The organism is Roseovarius bejariae, assembly GCF_009669325.1.
Taxonomy (GTDB): domain Bacteria; phylum Pseudomonadota; class Alphaproteobacteria; order Rhodobacterales; family Rhodobacteraceae; genus Roseovarius; species Roseovarius bejariae.
On record NZ_SZWE01000002.1, the window covers coordinates 269,487 to 282,915 of the forward strand.

Sequence of the window (13,429 nt, forward strand, 5' to 3'; positions counted from 1 at the left end):
TTCCATAAACCCGAGGGGGTTTGACCGGATATGAAAGGGGCGTTTCCATGAGCGAAATCCTGATCCGTGGGGCCGAGTGCCTTTTGACGATGAACGATACGCGCGAGGAATTGCGCGGCGCCGATGTTCTTGTGCGGGAGGGTAAGGTGGCGCAGGTGGGCCATGGCTTGTCAACCTCGGGCGAGGTGGTGGAGGCCAAGGGCTGTGTCGTCACACCGGGGCTGGTGAATACCCATCATCACCTGTTCCAAAGCCTCACCCGCGCGGTGCCGGGCGGGCAGGACGCGCTGTTGTTCGGGTGGCTGCAAAGCCTTTACCCTATCTGGCAGGGGTTCGGGCCAGAGCATTTTTTCAGTTCGGCGCAGGTGGGACTGGCCGAGATGATGCTGTCGGGCTGCACGCTGAGTTCCGACCACCTGTATCTTTACCCCAATGGCGCGCGGCTGGAGGACACGATCCATGCCGCGGCGGAGTTGGGTATTCGGTTCCATCCGACGCGCGGCTCCATGAGTATCGGGGAAAGTGACGGTGGTTTGCCGCCGGATGCCTTGGTGGAGCGGGAGGCGGATATTCTGGAGGATTGTATCCGGGTGATCGATGCCTTCCACGATCCGAACGAAGGGTCGATGTGCCGGGTGGGCGTGGCCCCCTGTTCGCCGTTCTCGGTCAGCCGCGAGTTGATGCGCGACGCCGCCCTTTTGGCGCGGGATAAGGGGGTAATGATGCACACGCATCTGGCCGAGAATAACGAGGACATCGCCTATTCCGAGGCACATTTTGGCTGTCGGCCGGGGCAATATGCCGAGGAGCTGGGCTGGACCGGGGCGGATGTCTGGCATGCGCATTGCGTGAAGTTGGACGGGCAAGAGATTGATCTGTTTGCCAAAACCCGTACCGGGGTTGCGCATTGTCCCTGTTCGAACTGCCGCCTTGGAAGCGGCATCGCCCCGGTGCGCGCCATGCGGGATGCGGGTGTGCCGGTGGGGCTTGGTGTCGATGGATCGGCCAGCAATGATTCCGGCAATCTGGCGCAGGAAGCCCGGCAGGCGATGCTGTTGCAGCGGGTGGCGCAGGGCGCCGATGCCATGAGTGCGCGCGAAGCCCTTGAGATTGCCACGCGTGGCGGGGCCGAGGTGTTGGGCCGGGAGGATTGCGGGCAGATTGCCCCGGGCAAGCAGGCCGATATCGCCGTCTGGGACATGAGCGGCATTGAAAGCGCCGGAAGCTGGGACCCTGCGGCGCTGTTGCTGGCGGGGCCGGTGACGGTGCGGGACCTTTTCGTGCAGGGGCGGCAGGTGGTGCGGGATGGGCATCTGACCACCGTGGACCTGCCCCGTGTCATCGAGCGACAGAATCGCCTAGCCCGGGCCTTGATGGAGGCGTGACGCGCTACCCTGTCATCGCTAAGCTGTGCCGGGAAAAGGAGCGGGCGACATGCGATTTCTGATTTTGGCCATATGCGCTCTGTGGCTTCCCGTAGCTGGTGTGGCGCAGGAGATGCAAGACCTTGGCCCGTCCGCGCGCAATTGGATCAACGCCACAAGGGCGGATGCCGGACGCGGGGCCGTGGCGGTGAACGGCGCGCTGACACAAGCGGCGGCAGCCCATGCCCGTGACTTGGCACAGTCCGGCGCCTTCAGTCACACCGGATCAAACGGCAGCAGCGTCGGAGACCGGGTGCGTCGGCAAGGATACGGGTTTTGCTTTGTTGCCGAAAATATCGCCAAGGGGCAGGGCTCGCTGGAGCAGGTTTTGAACGGTTGGCTCGCCTCGCCGGGGCATCGGCGCAATATACTGGCCAGCCAAGCGCGAGAGTTTGGCCTTGTGCGTGGCCCCGGAAGCCTGTGGGTCATGGTGCTGGGAAAGCCGGGTTGTTAGCCGAAAATACGTGGCTTGAGCTTCAAGATGGTCTCACAGGTCTCAGTGCCGATTTTCTGAGCGAGATCAAGGGCCTGTCTGTGCGCGGTATAACCTGTGGAGACAGCGGCCTCGATTGTGGCGCTTTGCACGAGGCTGGCCACCAATTCGGGGTTCTTGCGGGCGAAGCCCTCGCCGAATTGGGCATCAATCGCCTCCACGACGCGGGCGAGATGGGTGGCGGTATGAGTGCTTGAATCGGTCATGGCGACCTCGTTTTCTGTGATATGAGCCAAACCTAGGGCGTGCTTGGCTTTGGCAAGTCACAGCATGGGCATTGTCTTCTCCGAGCGGCTTTATTACTCCTTTCTGGCGTACAGGTGAGCAGGGAAAGGGGACGGATATGGCCGAAGACAGCTATCAGGCAGAGCCCGACCCCGAACGCGAGGACGACGCCTATCTGCTGGACAGGCAGGCGGTCGCGCGGATCATCTATGCGGTCGATATCGAAGACCGCGACCTGCTGCTCAAGGAGATGGAGCCGCTGCACCCGGCGGACATCGCCGACCTTCTGGAGCAGATCAACGCCTTTGACCGGCGCCGTTTGATCGAGCTTTATGGCGTCGAATTCGATGGCGACATCCTGTCGGAACTCGACGATTCTATCCGCGAGGAGGTGATCGGCCTTCTGACGCCCGAGGTTCTGTTCGACGCGGTGCGCGACCTGGAATCCGACGATGTTGTCGATCTTGTCGAGGATCTGGAGGATCAGCAACAGCAGGCGATCCTGAACGCGCTTGAGCATGGTGACCGGGTCGCGGTGCAACAATCGCTGACCTACCCGGAGTATTCCGCGGGCCGCCTGATGCAGCGCGAAGTGGTCATGGCGCCATCCCATTGGAACGTGGGCGAGGCCATTGATTTCCTGCGCAATCAAGACGATCTGCCGGATCAGTTTTATCATCTGATCCTTGTCGATCCGCGCCTGCGGCCCGTGGGCAACGTGACCCTTGGCAAGCTGATGGCGGCGCGACGCGAGGTTCTGTTGAAGGATCTGGTCGAAGAGACCTTCCATGTCATTCCCGTCACCCAGGACGAGGGTGACGTGGCCTATGCCTTTAACCAATACCACCTGATTTCCGCCCCCGTGGTGGATGAAAACGAGCGTCTGGTGGGGGTCATCACCATCGACGACGCCATGGTCGTGCTGGATGAAGAGCACGAGGAAGACATCATGCGTCTTGCCGGTGTGGGTGATGAAAGCAGTCTTGCCGACAGGGTGCTGGAGACCACCAAGCGGCGCTTTCCGTGGCTGGCGGTGAACCTTGTGACGGCGATCCTCGCTTCGCTGGTCATTGCCCAGTTCGAGGCGGCCATCGCCCAGATCGTGGCCCTGGCCGTGCTGATGCCCATCGTGGCCTCGATGGGCGGTAACGCGGGCACCCAAAGCCTGACCGTGGCGGTGCGCGCCATTGCCACGAAAGACCTTACCGGCTCCAACGTCTGGCGGGTGATCCGGCGGGAGGTGCTGGTGGGGCTGCTGAATGGTTTGGTCTTTGCGGTGGTGATGGGCGCTGTGGGGGTCTTGTGGTTCGGCGGGCCGGAACTTGGCTATGTGATCGCTGCCGCAATGGTGATCAATCTTGTCGTGGCCGGGCTGGCGGGCACGGTCATTCCCATCGTATTGGACCGTATCGGCGTGGATCCGGCCCTTGCCTCGGGGGCCTTCGTGACGACGGTCACGGATGTGGTCGGGTTCTTCGCCTTCCTGGGACTGGCGGCAATGGTGCTTTTATGACCGATCTGACAGCTATAAAGGCCGAGGCGCGCAAGGCGGCGTTCGCCCGGCGCAAACAGGCGCATGAGGCGGCCGGGCCGGGGGCTGCGGGGCATCTGTCACAGGTGCTCGCGGGGCATCGTGGGGTGCCGCTTTCGGGCTACATGGCGATCCGCACCGAGATTGACCCGCTGCCCGTCATGGAAGAGGCGGCGGCGCATGGCCCCGTTGGCGTCCCGGTGATCCAGGGCAAGGGCCTGCCGCTGAAGTTCTCTTGGTGGGAGCCGGGCTGCGCCCTCAAGGAGGGGCCCTTTGGCGCGATGATCCCCGAGGCGGATGATTTTCTTGAGCCGGAAATCCTGATCGTGCCCTTGGTGGCTTTCGACCGCAATGGCGGGCGGCTTGGGTATGGCGGTGGGTTTTACGACCGCACGCTGGAACTCTTGCGCTCGAAACGCCCGACGCTGGCCATCGGCTTTGCCTATGCCGCGCAGGAGGCCGAGAACCTGCCGCTGGAGCCGACCGATCAACCGCTGGACATGATCGTGACCGAATCCGGCGTGCTGAGTTTTTCCGATCATTAAAGCGATTGGTTAAAAACTCTTAAACGCACCGTTTCTTCTTTTCAAAAATATCCCGGGGGAGCGTTGAAAATCCGTGGATTTTCAACGCAGGGGGCTGGCCCCCAATCCGCCCGTGGATAGTTGCACGACGAGGCGGGGTTTAGCCCTCCATCGCCTCCAACTCGTCGATCAGCCGCGAGATCATGCTCAACCCCTTGTCCCAGAAGGCCGGGTCGCTGGCATCGAGGCCGAAGGGGGCCAGAAGCTCGGAATGGTGCATGGAGCCGCCCGCCTTGAGCATCTCGAAATACTTGTCCTGGAAACCCTCGGGGTTTTCCTCGTAGACGGCATAGAGCGCGTTCACGAGGCCGTCGCCGAAGGCATAGGCATAGACATAGAAGGGCGAATGGACGAAATGCGGGATATAGGCCCAGAAGGTCTCGTACCCGTCCATGAAATCAAAGGCCGGTCCAAGGCTTTCGGCCTGCACCGACATCCACAGGGCGTTGATGTCATCGGGGGTGAGTTCCCCGCCGCGGCGCGCCTCGTGCAGCTTGCATTCGAAGTCGTAGAACGCAATCTGGCGGACGACCGTGTTGATCATATCCTCGACCTTGCCGGCCAGAAGTACCTTGCGTTCGGTGTCGTTCGCGGCCTTGTCCAGCATCTTGCGGAAGGTGAGCATTTCGCCGAACACGGACGCGGTTTCGGCAAGCGTCAGCGGGGTGGACGAGAGCAGTTCGCCCTGATCGGCGGCCAGCACTTGGTGCACGCCGTGACCAAGTTCATGCGCAAGGGTCATCACGTCGCGCGGTTTGCCCAGGTAGTTCAGCATCACGTAGGGGTGGACGTTGGTCACCGTGGGATGGGCGAAGGCGCCGGGCGCCTTGCCGGGTTTCACGCCCGCGTCGATCCAACCCTTTGAAAAGAAAGGCGCGGCCAGCTCACCCATGCGCGGATCAAAGGCCGAATAGGCCTCCATCACGATGTCGCGGGCGCTGTCCCAATCGACCACTTTCTTGTCTTCGATGGGCAGGGGCGCGTTGCGGTCCCAGACCTGCATGCGGTCAAGGCCCAGCCATTTGCGCTTCAGCTCGTAATAGCGGTGCGACAGCTTGGGGTAGGCCTCGACCACGGCATTGCGCAGGGCCTCGACCACTTTGGGTTCCACGTCGTTCGAAAGGTGCCGGCCAGTTTGCGGTGTGGGCATGCCGCGCCAGCGGTCTACCACCTCTTTCTCCTTGGCGGAGGTGTTGTGGACACGGGCGAAGGTGCGGATGTTCTGGCCAAAGACGCGGGCCAGTTCGCGGGCGGCGGCTTCGCGCTGATCGCGGTCTTGTTCGGTGAGCAGGTTGAGGGTGGATTCGATGCCCATCTCCTCGCCGTTCACGGTGAAGGTGAGGCCGGCGATGGTTTCATCGAAAAGCCGCTCCCATGCGTCGCCGACGACACCCATGTCATGCAGGAATTTCTCAAGCTCGTCAGAGAGTTGATAGGGTTTCATCGCCCGGATTCGGCGCAGGACGGGGGCGTATCGGGCCAGCCCTTCGTTGGCCTTGTACATGGCTTTGAGGCTGTCTTCATCGAGGCGGTTGAGTTCCAGCGTGAAGAAGACCAGGGGCGTGGTCATGTTGGTGATCTTTTCCTGGCAGTCGGACAGGAACTTGGCGCGCTCGCCATCGGTGGTGTTCTGGTGATAGCGCAGGCCCGCGTAGGACATGATGCGCCCGGCGACGTTTGAAATTGCCTCGTCGCGTTCGATGCATTCCAGCAGGCCAGCCGCATCAAGATCGGCCAGCTTCCCCTGGTAATCCTTGGCAAAATCGGCGCAGGCGCCAGCCAGCCAATCAAGGTCTTTTTGCAGTTCCGGGGCGTCGGGGGCGGGGTAGAGATCGCTCAGGTCCCATTCCGGCAGGTTGCCCAGATTGTCGCCTCCGGCGTTGGCGTTGGCATCGAATGTGGGCTGGGGACGGGGGATCATGCGTATCTCTCCTGTGGTGTCATCTGTTCCGTCAGACATAGGCGGCGCGGGCGGCGGGCTCAAGCGGGCAGTGGGGAGAATGCGGCGAATCGGGGGTAAGACCTTGGTTAACAAGAAAAATCCTTGGCTGCATCGCGTCGGTATTTGTGCGGTATCGCGTCGGTATTTTTTCCCGCACCCCCCGGATTTAACAGGGCGTGCGCCGCGTTTCGTACGTTTTGTACACGCGTTTCGTACGGATGGCGCATGGCCGGGTCATCAGGGCGTGCCGTGCAGGGCGTCTTGTAGGCGTGCACCCTGTTGGGACAGGGGCGCGTTGCGGGGTTGGATCAGCCAATACTGCCGCGCGGTGGTCAGGGCGTCGGGCCCGACCGGGGCCAGCTTGCCCGCTTCGACCAAGGCGTCGAGCATCGGCAGGCTGGCCAATGCGATGCCTTCCCCGGCCAAGGCGCGGCCGATGGCATGGCCGTAGCTGCGGCAGGTCTCACGTGGCCTGTCCTTGACCGTGGCCCCGGGTTTACGGGTGAGCCAGAGATCCCAGTTGATCCAATTCGGAGCAAGGCGCGGATAGTCCAGCAGCGGCAGGTCGGGGGTATCTGCCAGCATGGCGGTGATACGCGGAGCAGCGGCGGGGACGAGGGTTTCGCCAAACAGCGGCGTGCCTGTCCAGCCGCGCGGCGGATGTTCGCCGTAGTACACCGCCAGATCAAGGGTTTCGGCGTTGAGGGCATCCGGTTCATCGGCCGTGAGGACCGAGACATTGCAGGCATCCGCACTGGTGGCGAAGGCCTGAAGCCGGGGATAGAGCCAGAACATCGACACCGCCCCGTTGGCGGCGATGCGCAATGTGCCACCATCCGGGGCGCGGGCGTTGTCGAGCGAGGACATGAGGTAATCCAGCGCCAGCCTGACCGGCTCTTCAAGGCGCCGGGCGGTTTCGGTGGGCGCGGCATGGCGCGCGCCACGATCGAAAAGCGACGTTCCGAGCCAGTCTTCAAGCTGTCGGATACGTTTGCTGACGGCGGCCTGTGAGACCATGAGGTCCGGGGCGGCGGCAGAGAAGCCGCCATGCTTCATCACGGCATCGAAGAACACGAGGGCTTCGAGTGGGGGCAGATTGCGTCGATCAAGAATCATTCCTTTTGGTTATCGAAATGCCTGAAAATTTCCAGTGTTTTCTGATGGCAGGGCATTGTTTAAGTCATCTGGGACTTTCAGGAGGAGGCAGTCATGGCGGAATTGGATTGGCACGCGGAACGCACTGACCTTGCGGCTTTGGCACAGCTTGATCGGTCACCCGAGGATGAGGGTATCGACCTTGTCGCGGTGCGGGCCTATCGGCTTGGCCGGGTGCGGGCGGAGATGGTGAAGCGTGATATTGCGGCGGTGATCCTGTCGGACCCGGTGAACATCCGCTATGCCACCGGCGCGCGCAATATGCAGGTGTTCAGCCAGCGCAATGCACCGTCGCGGTACCTGCTTTTGACGGCGGATCGGTCGATCCTGTTCGAATTCACCGGGTGTGCGCATCTGGCTGACGGGTTGGAGACCATCGACGAGGTGCGCGCCGCGCGCACGGCAAGTTTCGTGGCCGCGGGGCCGGACATTGCCGCGCGGGAAAAGGCATGGGCCGCGGAAATGGCCGATTTGATCCACAGTCTTGTGGGCAAGGGGGCGACCTTGGGCCTTGAGCGGTTGAACGCAGGCACGGCCATTGCCCTGCGGGATCAGGGCTTGCGGATCGTGGATGCGCAGGAGCCGGTGGAAATGGCGCGGGCCATCAAATCGGTGGAGGAGATGAAATGCGTCAATGCCTCGCTTCGGGCCACTGAAATCGGCGTGGCCAAGCTGCGCGCTGCCATCCGGCCCGGTTTGACCGAGGCCGAGTTGTGGTCGGTGCTGCATCAATCGGTCATCGCGCAGAATGGCGATTACGTGGAAACCCGCCTGTTGAACGCGGGCGAGCGGACGAACCCTTGGTTTCAGGAAACCACCGACAACGTGATCGGCGAAAACGAATTGATCGCGCTGGACACGGACGTGGTGGGTTGCCACGGCTATTACTCGGATTTTTCCCGCACCTTCCATTCGGGCCCGGGGAAACCCACCGCCACGCAGCGCGAGCTTTACAAGGTGGCCTATGAGCAGGTGCATCACAACATGGGGATCTTGCGCCCCGGCATGACGTTTCGCGACTATGCCGATGCGGCTTGGGACATTCCCGAGAAATACTATGCCAACCGCTATTACCTGTCGGCGCATGGCTGCGGGATGACGGGGGAGTACCCTTATCTTTACCATCACGGCGACTTTCCCGATGCAGGTTATGACGGGGTGATCGAGCCGGGCATGACACTTTGCGTGGAAAGCTATATCGGCGCGGATGGGGCCGCCGAAGGGGTGAAGCTGGAACAACAGGTTCTGATGACCGAGACCGGGATGGAGGTTCTCTCGCGCTTTCCGTTCGAGGAGGATTTGCTGCGCTAACCGTATTGCGCCAGCATCTGGTGCAAGTCGTCGAGGGTGTTGGCCTCGTCCACGGGTTTGTCGTGCCGCCAGCGTTTCATGCGGGGAAAGCGGAGGGCCACGCCGGATTTGTGGCGCGGGCTTTCGTGGATGCCCTCAAACGCAATCTCGAACACATGTTCGGGGGTGACTTGCCGCACGGGGCCAAAGCGTTGTTGGGTGTTTTTGCGCACCCATGCGGTGATCTTGCGGAACTCGGCATCGGTGAGGCCGGAATAGGCCTTGGTGAAGGGCACCAGATCGTTGCCGTGACGCACCGCGAAAGTGAAATCGGTGAAGAGATTGGCGCGACGCCCGTGGCCTGCCTGCGCATAGATCATCACCGCGTCGATGGTTAATGGGTCGAGCTTCCATTTCCACCAGTCCCCCTTTTTGCGTCCCGTGTGATAGGGGCTGTCCAAGCGTTTGAGCATAAGGCCCTCGGCGCGGTGGTCGCGGGCTTCGGCGCGGGTTTGGGCAAGGTCGTCCCATGTCTCAAAAGCGATGGGGGGAGAGGGGCGGATCGGCGCGTCGTCCGGGATGTCAGACAAGAGTGCATCAAGCCGCGCGCGGCGAGTGGTGAAGGGTATTTGCCGCAGGTCTTGGCCTGCGTCTTCCAGAAGGTCATAGGCCAATAGGATGACCGGGGCCTCGTTCAGCAATTTTTTCGGGACGGTCTTGCGCCCGATGCGTTTTTGCAGGGCGTTGAAGGGCATGGGGGCTTTGCCGTCCCATGCCACCAGCTCGCCATCCAGAACGGTGCCTTGCGGGAGGAAATCGATGAGCGGGGCGAGGTCTGGAAAGCGGTCAGTCATCAATTCTTCGCCGCGGGACCAGATGAAGTGTTGGCTGTCGCGAAGGATGACTTGGCCGCGGATGCCATCCCATTTCCATTCGGCCAGCCAATCGGCGGGGTCACCCAAGGTGTCGGGGGCGTCTTCAAGCCCGTAGGCAAGGCAGAAGGGGTAGGGGCGGGAGGCCTGCGCGCCGGTATCCGGGGCCTCGATCAGGGCGGACCATGTGGTGGTTTCCGGCGTCCAGTCGCCCATCAGGCGGTGGGCCAATTCGGCCTCATCCTGCCCGGTGGACTGCGCCAAGGCGCGGGTCATCAATTTTCGGCTGACCCCGACGCGAAAGCCGCCGGTGAGCAGCTTGTTGAAGACCATGCGCTCACTCGCCTCCATCCGGTTCCACGCGTCGAGAACGGCGGTTTTGCGGCTGTCCTCCTCGGCTTTATCAAGAGCGCGCAAGCGGGTGATCCACGCGGTGAGGCTGTCGCTGTGGCCGGCCTCGGCCGGGGGCAGGACAAGGGCGATGGTTTCCGCCAGATCGCCGACGATGGGGTAGCTTTCCTCGAACAGCCACAGCGGGATACCCGCGCGTTCCGCCGCCCATTCGCGCAGGCGGGTGGTGGTGATGGCGCGGCGCGGTCGGCGGCCGGAGAAAAGCGCGATCGTCCAGAGTTTGTCCTCCTCCGGTGCGGTGTCAAAGTAGCGCGCCAGTGTGCTCACCTTGGCGCTGGTCTTCGTGGTTTGGTCGATGGTGGTGTAAAGCGCGGTGAAGTCTTTCATGCCCCGGCCCCTTCTTCCAGAGTGTCGCCGGTGAACTCGGTGGGGACCACTTGGGCGTTGTAGCCTTGGGAGGTGAGCCAGTGGGCGAATATCTCGGTATAACCGTGGGTGGCATATATGTTTTCTGCGCCGGTGGCTTTGATCGCCTCGTTCAACGCGGGCCAATCGGCGTGGTCCGAGATGACAAACCCCCGGTCCGCGGCGCGGCGGCGGCGCACCCCGCGCAGGCGCATCCATCCACTGGCAAAACCGGTGGAGGCGGGGCGGAAACGGCGCGCCCAAGTGGAGCCAAGCGCGCCGGGTGGGGCCACGATCAATGCCCCGGGATGATCCCTGGCCTTGAGATCGGGCGTGACATGGATCGTCTCGGGAAGGGGGAGCCCCTGGGCGCGCAGCACGGCGTTGGTGTTTTCGACCGCGCCATGGGTGAGGACCGGGCCAATGGAGGGGTCGAGCAGCGAAAGCACGCGCTGGGCCTTACCAAGGGAGTAGGCGCCGAGAAGGGAGAAGCGCCCGTTGGCGGCGTTGGTGGCCCACCAGGTGTTGATCTCTTGCGCGATCTGCTCATCTGAAGGCCAAGTAAAGACCGGCAGGCCAAAGGTGCATTCGGTGATGAAGCTGTGGCATTTCACCGGCTCAAAAGCTTCGCACAAACGGTCAGGCGCGGTTTTGTAGTCGCCCGATACGACCCAGACCTCGCCCGCAACCTCCACCCGGATTTGCGCCGAGCCGGGGACGTGGCCTGCAGGGTGGAAGGACACGGTTGCATCGCCGATGCGACGGGCCTCGCCGTAGTTCACACCCTCCAAGGTGATCTCGCCCAGCCGATGGCGCATGACCGGGCCTGCGGCATAAGTGGCAAGGTATCGCGCATGACCGGGGCGGGCGTGATCGGCGTGGCCATGGGTGATCAACGCACGACCGACGGGTTTCCAGGGGTCGATGAAAAAATCACCGGCGGGGCAGTAGATGCCTTGGGGTTTGAACTCCAGAACCATGCGCAAAAGGATAGGGCCAAGCACAATAGATGCCAGCCCCTTGCACTACCTAGGCCTGCGGTTATCCTGCGCCCAATTCCAATGCCGGACAGGGGACAGAGATGAAATTCGTACGCTACGGAGAACCGGGGCAGGAAAAACCCGGGATGATCGACAACGAAGGGCGCCTGCGCGACCTGTCGGGCGTGGTGCCCGATCTGGCGGGGCCGATTCTGGGCAAACTGCCGAGTGTCGATCCAGAGGGCTTGCCGCTGGTCGAAGGGGAGCCGCGGCTTGGCCCGCCGGTGGGAAATATCGGCAAGCTGGTGGCGATTGGCCTCAACTACACCGACCATGCCGCCGAGATGAACATGGAGCTGCCCACCCATCCGGTGGTTTTCATGAAGGCGACCTCGTCGATCATCGGGGCCTATGACACGGTGCGGATGCCGCGCGGATCCGAGGAGACCGATTGGGAGGTGGAACTTGGCGTGGTGATCGGCAAGCCTGTCAAATATGTCACCGAAGCCGAGGCTTTGGACCATGTGGCGGGCTATTGCATCGTCAACGATGTCTCGGAACGGCACTTTCAGGCCAAGATGTCGGGCCAATGGACCAAGGGCAAAAGCTGCGACACCTTCGGGCCGGTGGGACCATGGCTGGTGACGCCTGACGAGGTGGGCGATCCGCAAAACCTGGACCTGTCTCTGGAGGTGAACGGCGAACGGATGCAGACCGGCAATACCGCCACGATGAATTTCACCGTGGCGCAGATCATTGCACATCTGAGCGAAGTGATGAGCCTTCAGCCGGGCGATGTGATCGCCACGGGCACGCCGCCGGGCGTCGGGATGGGGATGACCCCGCCCCGCTACCTGAAGGATGGCGATGTGATGGATCTGGAAATCAGCCGCCTTGGGCGGCAGCGCCTTTCCGTGACGCGGGACCAGTAAGGCGATTGCTGGCGGTATCGTAATGTGCCGCCAGCAAATCGAAGGCGCGTTTGCGCATGGTGGCGGTGTCCATCAGCACCTCGTGCCGCCCGCCTTCGAGTTCTTCGAGGCGACCATCCGGCCATGCGGCCATGCGGGTGCGGATGCGTGGGATGTCGACGATATCCTCCTCGGTGCCCAATAGCGTCAGGCAGGGCAAGTCGGGCGAGGGTTGGCGCGACAAGTCGAAGGTTTCGCGCAGGGCTTCGTGCAGCCAGCGGAGGCTGGGGCCGCCGATGGTCAGTTCCGGGTGAGCCTTGGCCTGCGTGATCATATAGTCATACATATCCTGATCGCAGGTGAGCTTGTTGCTCTCGAAGGGTTCAGCCAGAACATAGGTGTTGGATTTGGTGCCGGGGGCGTAAAGATGGCTCAAGCCCATTTGCCGGCTGCCCCAACTGAGCGACCACGCCACCGGCCGCATTGGTGTGGAAATGTGAATCCCCCACATCGGGCCGGAGAAGCCACAGGAGGCCACCGGCAAGCCGTTCATCGCGGCGCGCAGCCCGATACAGCCGCCCATGGAGTGGCCCAGAAGGTGCAGGGGCCTTGGCAGGTCAAGTGCATCAAGCGCCGCGACAACGGCCTCGACATCGTTTTGGTAGTCATCGAAAAGCTGAACATGGCCCGACATGGCATCGTCGAGCAAGCGGTCAGACAGCCCCTGTCCGCGCCAATCCACGGCCAGCGTGGCATAGCCGCGCCGCGCGAAATCCGCGGCGGCACGGCCGTATTTCTCGATATATTCCGTTCGGCCCGGAAACAGCAGGACGGTGCCCTTTATCGCATCGGCAGGTGTCCAGAGACCGATACGAATGCGCACTCCATCCGTCGTCCGCAGCCAAAAGGCGCGGCCGCCCTCGGGCCCGTCGGCCACGTCGGAATAGAACGGCGCGCGATCCATCAGCCCAGAACGCTGCCCAGTTTCATGGCCATGCCCATATCGCCATCCACGGCCAGTTTGCCGGACATGAAGGCCGCCGTCGGGTCGAGATCGCCTTCGAGAATGGATTGGAATGTCTCGGCATCCGCGGTGAGGGTGACATCCGCTTCGTCGTCAGCGGCGCGCGCGCCGTCGCCGTCGATCATGATGGCGCCCTCGCCTTCGATCATGAATTTGGCGGTGCCGTCGAATCCGCCCGACATTTTGTCGTTCAGGGCGGCAACGGCGCTGTTGATGACTTCGCTCATGGCGGTACTCCTCCG

Annotated in this window: 13 protein-coding genes; 6 read left to right on the top strand and 7 right to left on the bottom strand. The window is 62.5% G+C overall.

The genetic code is table 11. The features are described 5' to 3' along the window. Positions 1–47: 47 nt before the first annotated feature. Positions 48–1,385 (top strand): 8-oxoguanine deaminase, encoded by a 1,338-nt coding sequence (locus tag FDP25_RS15360; protein ID WP_154154270.1) that lies wholly within the window; start codon positions 48–50, stop codon positions 1,383–1,385. Between the two features lie 49 nt (positions 1,386–1,434). Then, complete coding sequence (locus tag FDP25_RS15365; protein WP_154154273.1) at positions 1,435–1,878, top strand: CAP domain-containing protein; 444 nt, start codon at positions 1,435–1,437, stop codon at positions 1,876–1,878. Here the strand turns inward: FDP25_RS15365 and FDP25_RS15370 are convergent. Continuing rightward, complete coding sequence (locus FDP25_RS15370; protein WP_154154276.1) at positions 1,875–2,123, bottom strand: hypothetical protein; 249 nt, start codon at positions 2,121–2,123, stop codon at positions 1,875–1,877. The two genes, FDP25_RS15365 and FDP25_RS15370, sit on opposite strands and share 4 nt — an antisense overlap. A gap of 137 nt (positions 2,124–2,260) precedes the next feature. Between FDP25_RS15370 and mgtE the strand changes: the two genes are divergently transcribed. Together mgtE and FDP25_RS15380 are read left to right on the top strand one after the other, a co-directional pair. Further along, a complete protein-coding gene (gene mgtE, locus FDP25_RS15375) occupies positions 2,261–3,655 on the top strand; it encodes a magnesium transporter (protein WP_154154278.1) in 1,395 nt (464 codons plus the stop codon). Continuing rightward, positions 3,652–4,218: a 5-formyltetrahydrofolate cyclo-ligase gene (locus tag FDP25_RS15380; RefSeq protein ID WP_154154281.1), complete on the top strand. Its 567-nt coding sequence runs from the start codon at positions 3,652–3,654 to the stop codon at positions 4,216–4,218. Before mgtE ends, FDP25_RS15380 begins: the two co-directional genes overlap by 4 nt. Positions 4,219–4,357: 139 nt before the next feature. On the opposite strand, the gene FDP25_RS15385 is transcribed toward FDP25_RS15380, so the two are convergent. Together FDP25_RS15385 and FDP25_RS15390 are read right to left on the bottom strand one after the other, a co-directional pair. Further along, a complete protein-coding gene (locus FDP25_RS15385) occupies positions 4,358–6,178 on the bottom strand; it encodes a M3 family oligoendopeptidase (protein WP_154154284.1) in 1,821 nt (606 codons plus the stop codon). Positions 6,179–6,436: 258 nt separating this feature from the next. Beyond that, entirely contained in the window at positions 6,437–7,315 is an 879-nt protein-coding gene (locus tag FDP25_RS15390) for a LysR family transcriptional regulator (protein ID WP_154154287.1), read from the bottom strand. Between the two features lie 93 nt (positions 7,316–7,408). On the opposite strand from FDP25_RS15390, the gene FDP25_RS15395 reads away from it, so the two are divergent. Then, the gene (locus FDP25_RS15395; protein WP_154154289.1) at positions 7,409–8,665 is read left to right on the top strand and encodes a M24 family metallopeptidase; all 1,257 of its coding nucleotides are present in this window, start codon (positions 7,409–7,411) and stop codon (positions 8,663–8,665) included. Here FDP25_RS15395 and FDP25_RS15400 read toward each other — a convergent pair. Then, entirely contained in the window at positions 8,662–10,254 is a 1,593-nt protein-coding gene (locus FDP25_RS15400) for an ATP-dependent DNA ligase (protein WP_154154292.1), read from the bottom strand. The two genes, FDP25_RS15395 and FDP25_RS15400, sit on opposite strands and share 4 nt — an antisense overlap. Next, the gene (locus FDP25_RS15405) at positions 10,251–11,252 is read right to left on the bottom strand and encodes a ligase-associated DNA damage response exonuclease (RefSeq protein ID WP_154155056.1); all 1,002 of its coding nucleotides are present in this window, start codon (positions 11,250–11,252) and stop codon (positions 10,251–10,253) included. The genes FDP25_RS15400 and FDP25_RS15405 overlap by 4 nt, the downstream gene beginning before the upstream one ends. A gap of 101 nt (positions 11,253–11,353) precedes the next feature. Between FDP25_RS15405 and FDP25_RS15410 the strand changes: the two genes are divergently transcribed. Next, the gene (locus FDP25_RS15410; protein WP_154154295.1) at positions 11,354–12,184 is read left to right on the top strand and encodes a fumarylacetoacetate hydrolase family protein; all 831 of its coding nucleotides are present in this window, start codon (positions 11,354–11,356) and stop codon (positions 12,182–12,184) included. On the opposite strand, the gene FDP25_RS15415 is transcribed toward FDP25_RS15410, so the two are convergent. Both FDP25_RS15415 and FDP25_RS15420 read right to left on the bottom strand, forming a co-directional pair. Then, entirely contained in the window at positions 12,138–13,127 is a 990-nt protein-coding gene (locus tag FDP25_RS15415; protein ID WP_154154298.1) for an alpha/beta hydrolase, read from the bottom strand. The genes FDP25_RS15410 and FDP25_RS15415 overlap by 47 nt on opposite strands. Then, positions 13,127–13,414 carry an SCP2 sterol-binding domain-containing protein gene (locus FDP25_RS15420; RefSeq protein WP_154154301.1) on the bottom strand — a complete coding sequence of 96 codons (288 nt, stop codon included), beginning with the start codon at positions 13,412–13,414 and terminating at the stop codon, positions 13,127–13,129. Before FDP25_RS15420 ends, FDP25_RS15415 begins: the two co-directional genes overlap by 1 nt. Between the last annotated feature and the right edge of the window lie 15 nt (positions 13,415–13,429).

Excerpts from the sequence above, each read along its gene's own strand:
- FDP25_RS15405 (WP_154155056.1), bottom strand. The coding sequence starts at position 11,252 with ATGGTTCTGGAGTTCAAACCCCAAGGCATCTACTGCCCCGCCGGTGAT.
- FDP25_RS15365 (WP_154154273.1), top strand. The coding sequence starts at position 1,435 with ATGCGATTTCTGATTTTGGCCATATGCGCTCTGTGGCTTCCCGTAGCT.
- FDP25_RS15410 (WP_154154295.1), top strand. The coding sequence starts at position 11,354 with ATGAAATTCGTACGCTACGGAGAACCGGGGCAGGAAAAACCCGGGATG.
- FDP25_RS15385 (WP_154154284.1), bottom strand. The coding sequence starts at position 6,178 with ATGATCCCCCGTCCCCAGCCCACATTCGATGCCAACGCCAACGCCGGA.
- FDP25_RS15400 (WP_154154292.1), bottom strand. The coding sequence starts at position 10,254 with ATGAAAGACTTCACCGCGCTTTACACCACCATCGACCAAACCACGAAG.
- FDP25_RS15380 (WP_154154281.1), top strand. The coding sequence starts at position 3,652 with ATGACCGATCTGACAGCTATAAAGGCCGAGGCGCGCAAGGCGGCGTTC.
- FDP25_RS15370 (WP_154154276.1), bottom strand. The coding sequence starts at position 2,123 with ATGACCGATTCAAGCACTCATACCGCCACCCATCTCGCCCGCGTCGTG.
- FDP25_RS15415 (WP_154154298.1), bottom strand. The coding sequence starts at position 13,127 with ATGGATCGCGCGCCGTTCTATTCCGACGTGGCCGACGGGCCCGAGGGC.
- FDP25_RS15390 (WP_154154287.1), bottom strand. The coding sequence starts at position 7,315 with ATGATTCTTGATCGACGCAATCTGCCCCCACTCGAAGCCCTCGTGTTC.
- FDP25_RS15395 (WP_154154289.1), top strand. The coding sequence starts at position 7,409 with ATGGCGGAATTGGATTGGCACGCGGAACGCACTGACCTTGCGGCTTTG.
- FDP25_RS15360 (WP_154154270.1), top strand. The coding sequence starts at position 48 with ATGAGCGAAATCCTGATCCGTGGGGCCGAGTGCCTTTTGACGATGAAC.
- FDP25_RS15420 (WP_154154301.1), bottom strand. The coding sequence starts at position 13,414 with ATGAGCGAAGTCATCAACAGCGCCGTTGCCGCCCTGAACGACAAAATG.
- mgtE (WP_154154278.1), top strand. The coding sequence starts at position 2,261 with ATGGCCGAAGACAGCTATCAGGCAGAGCCCGACCCCGAACGCGAGGAC.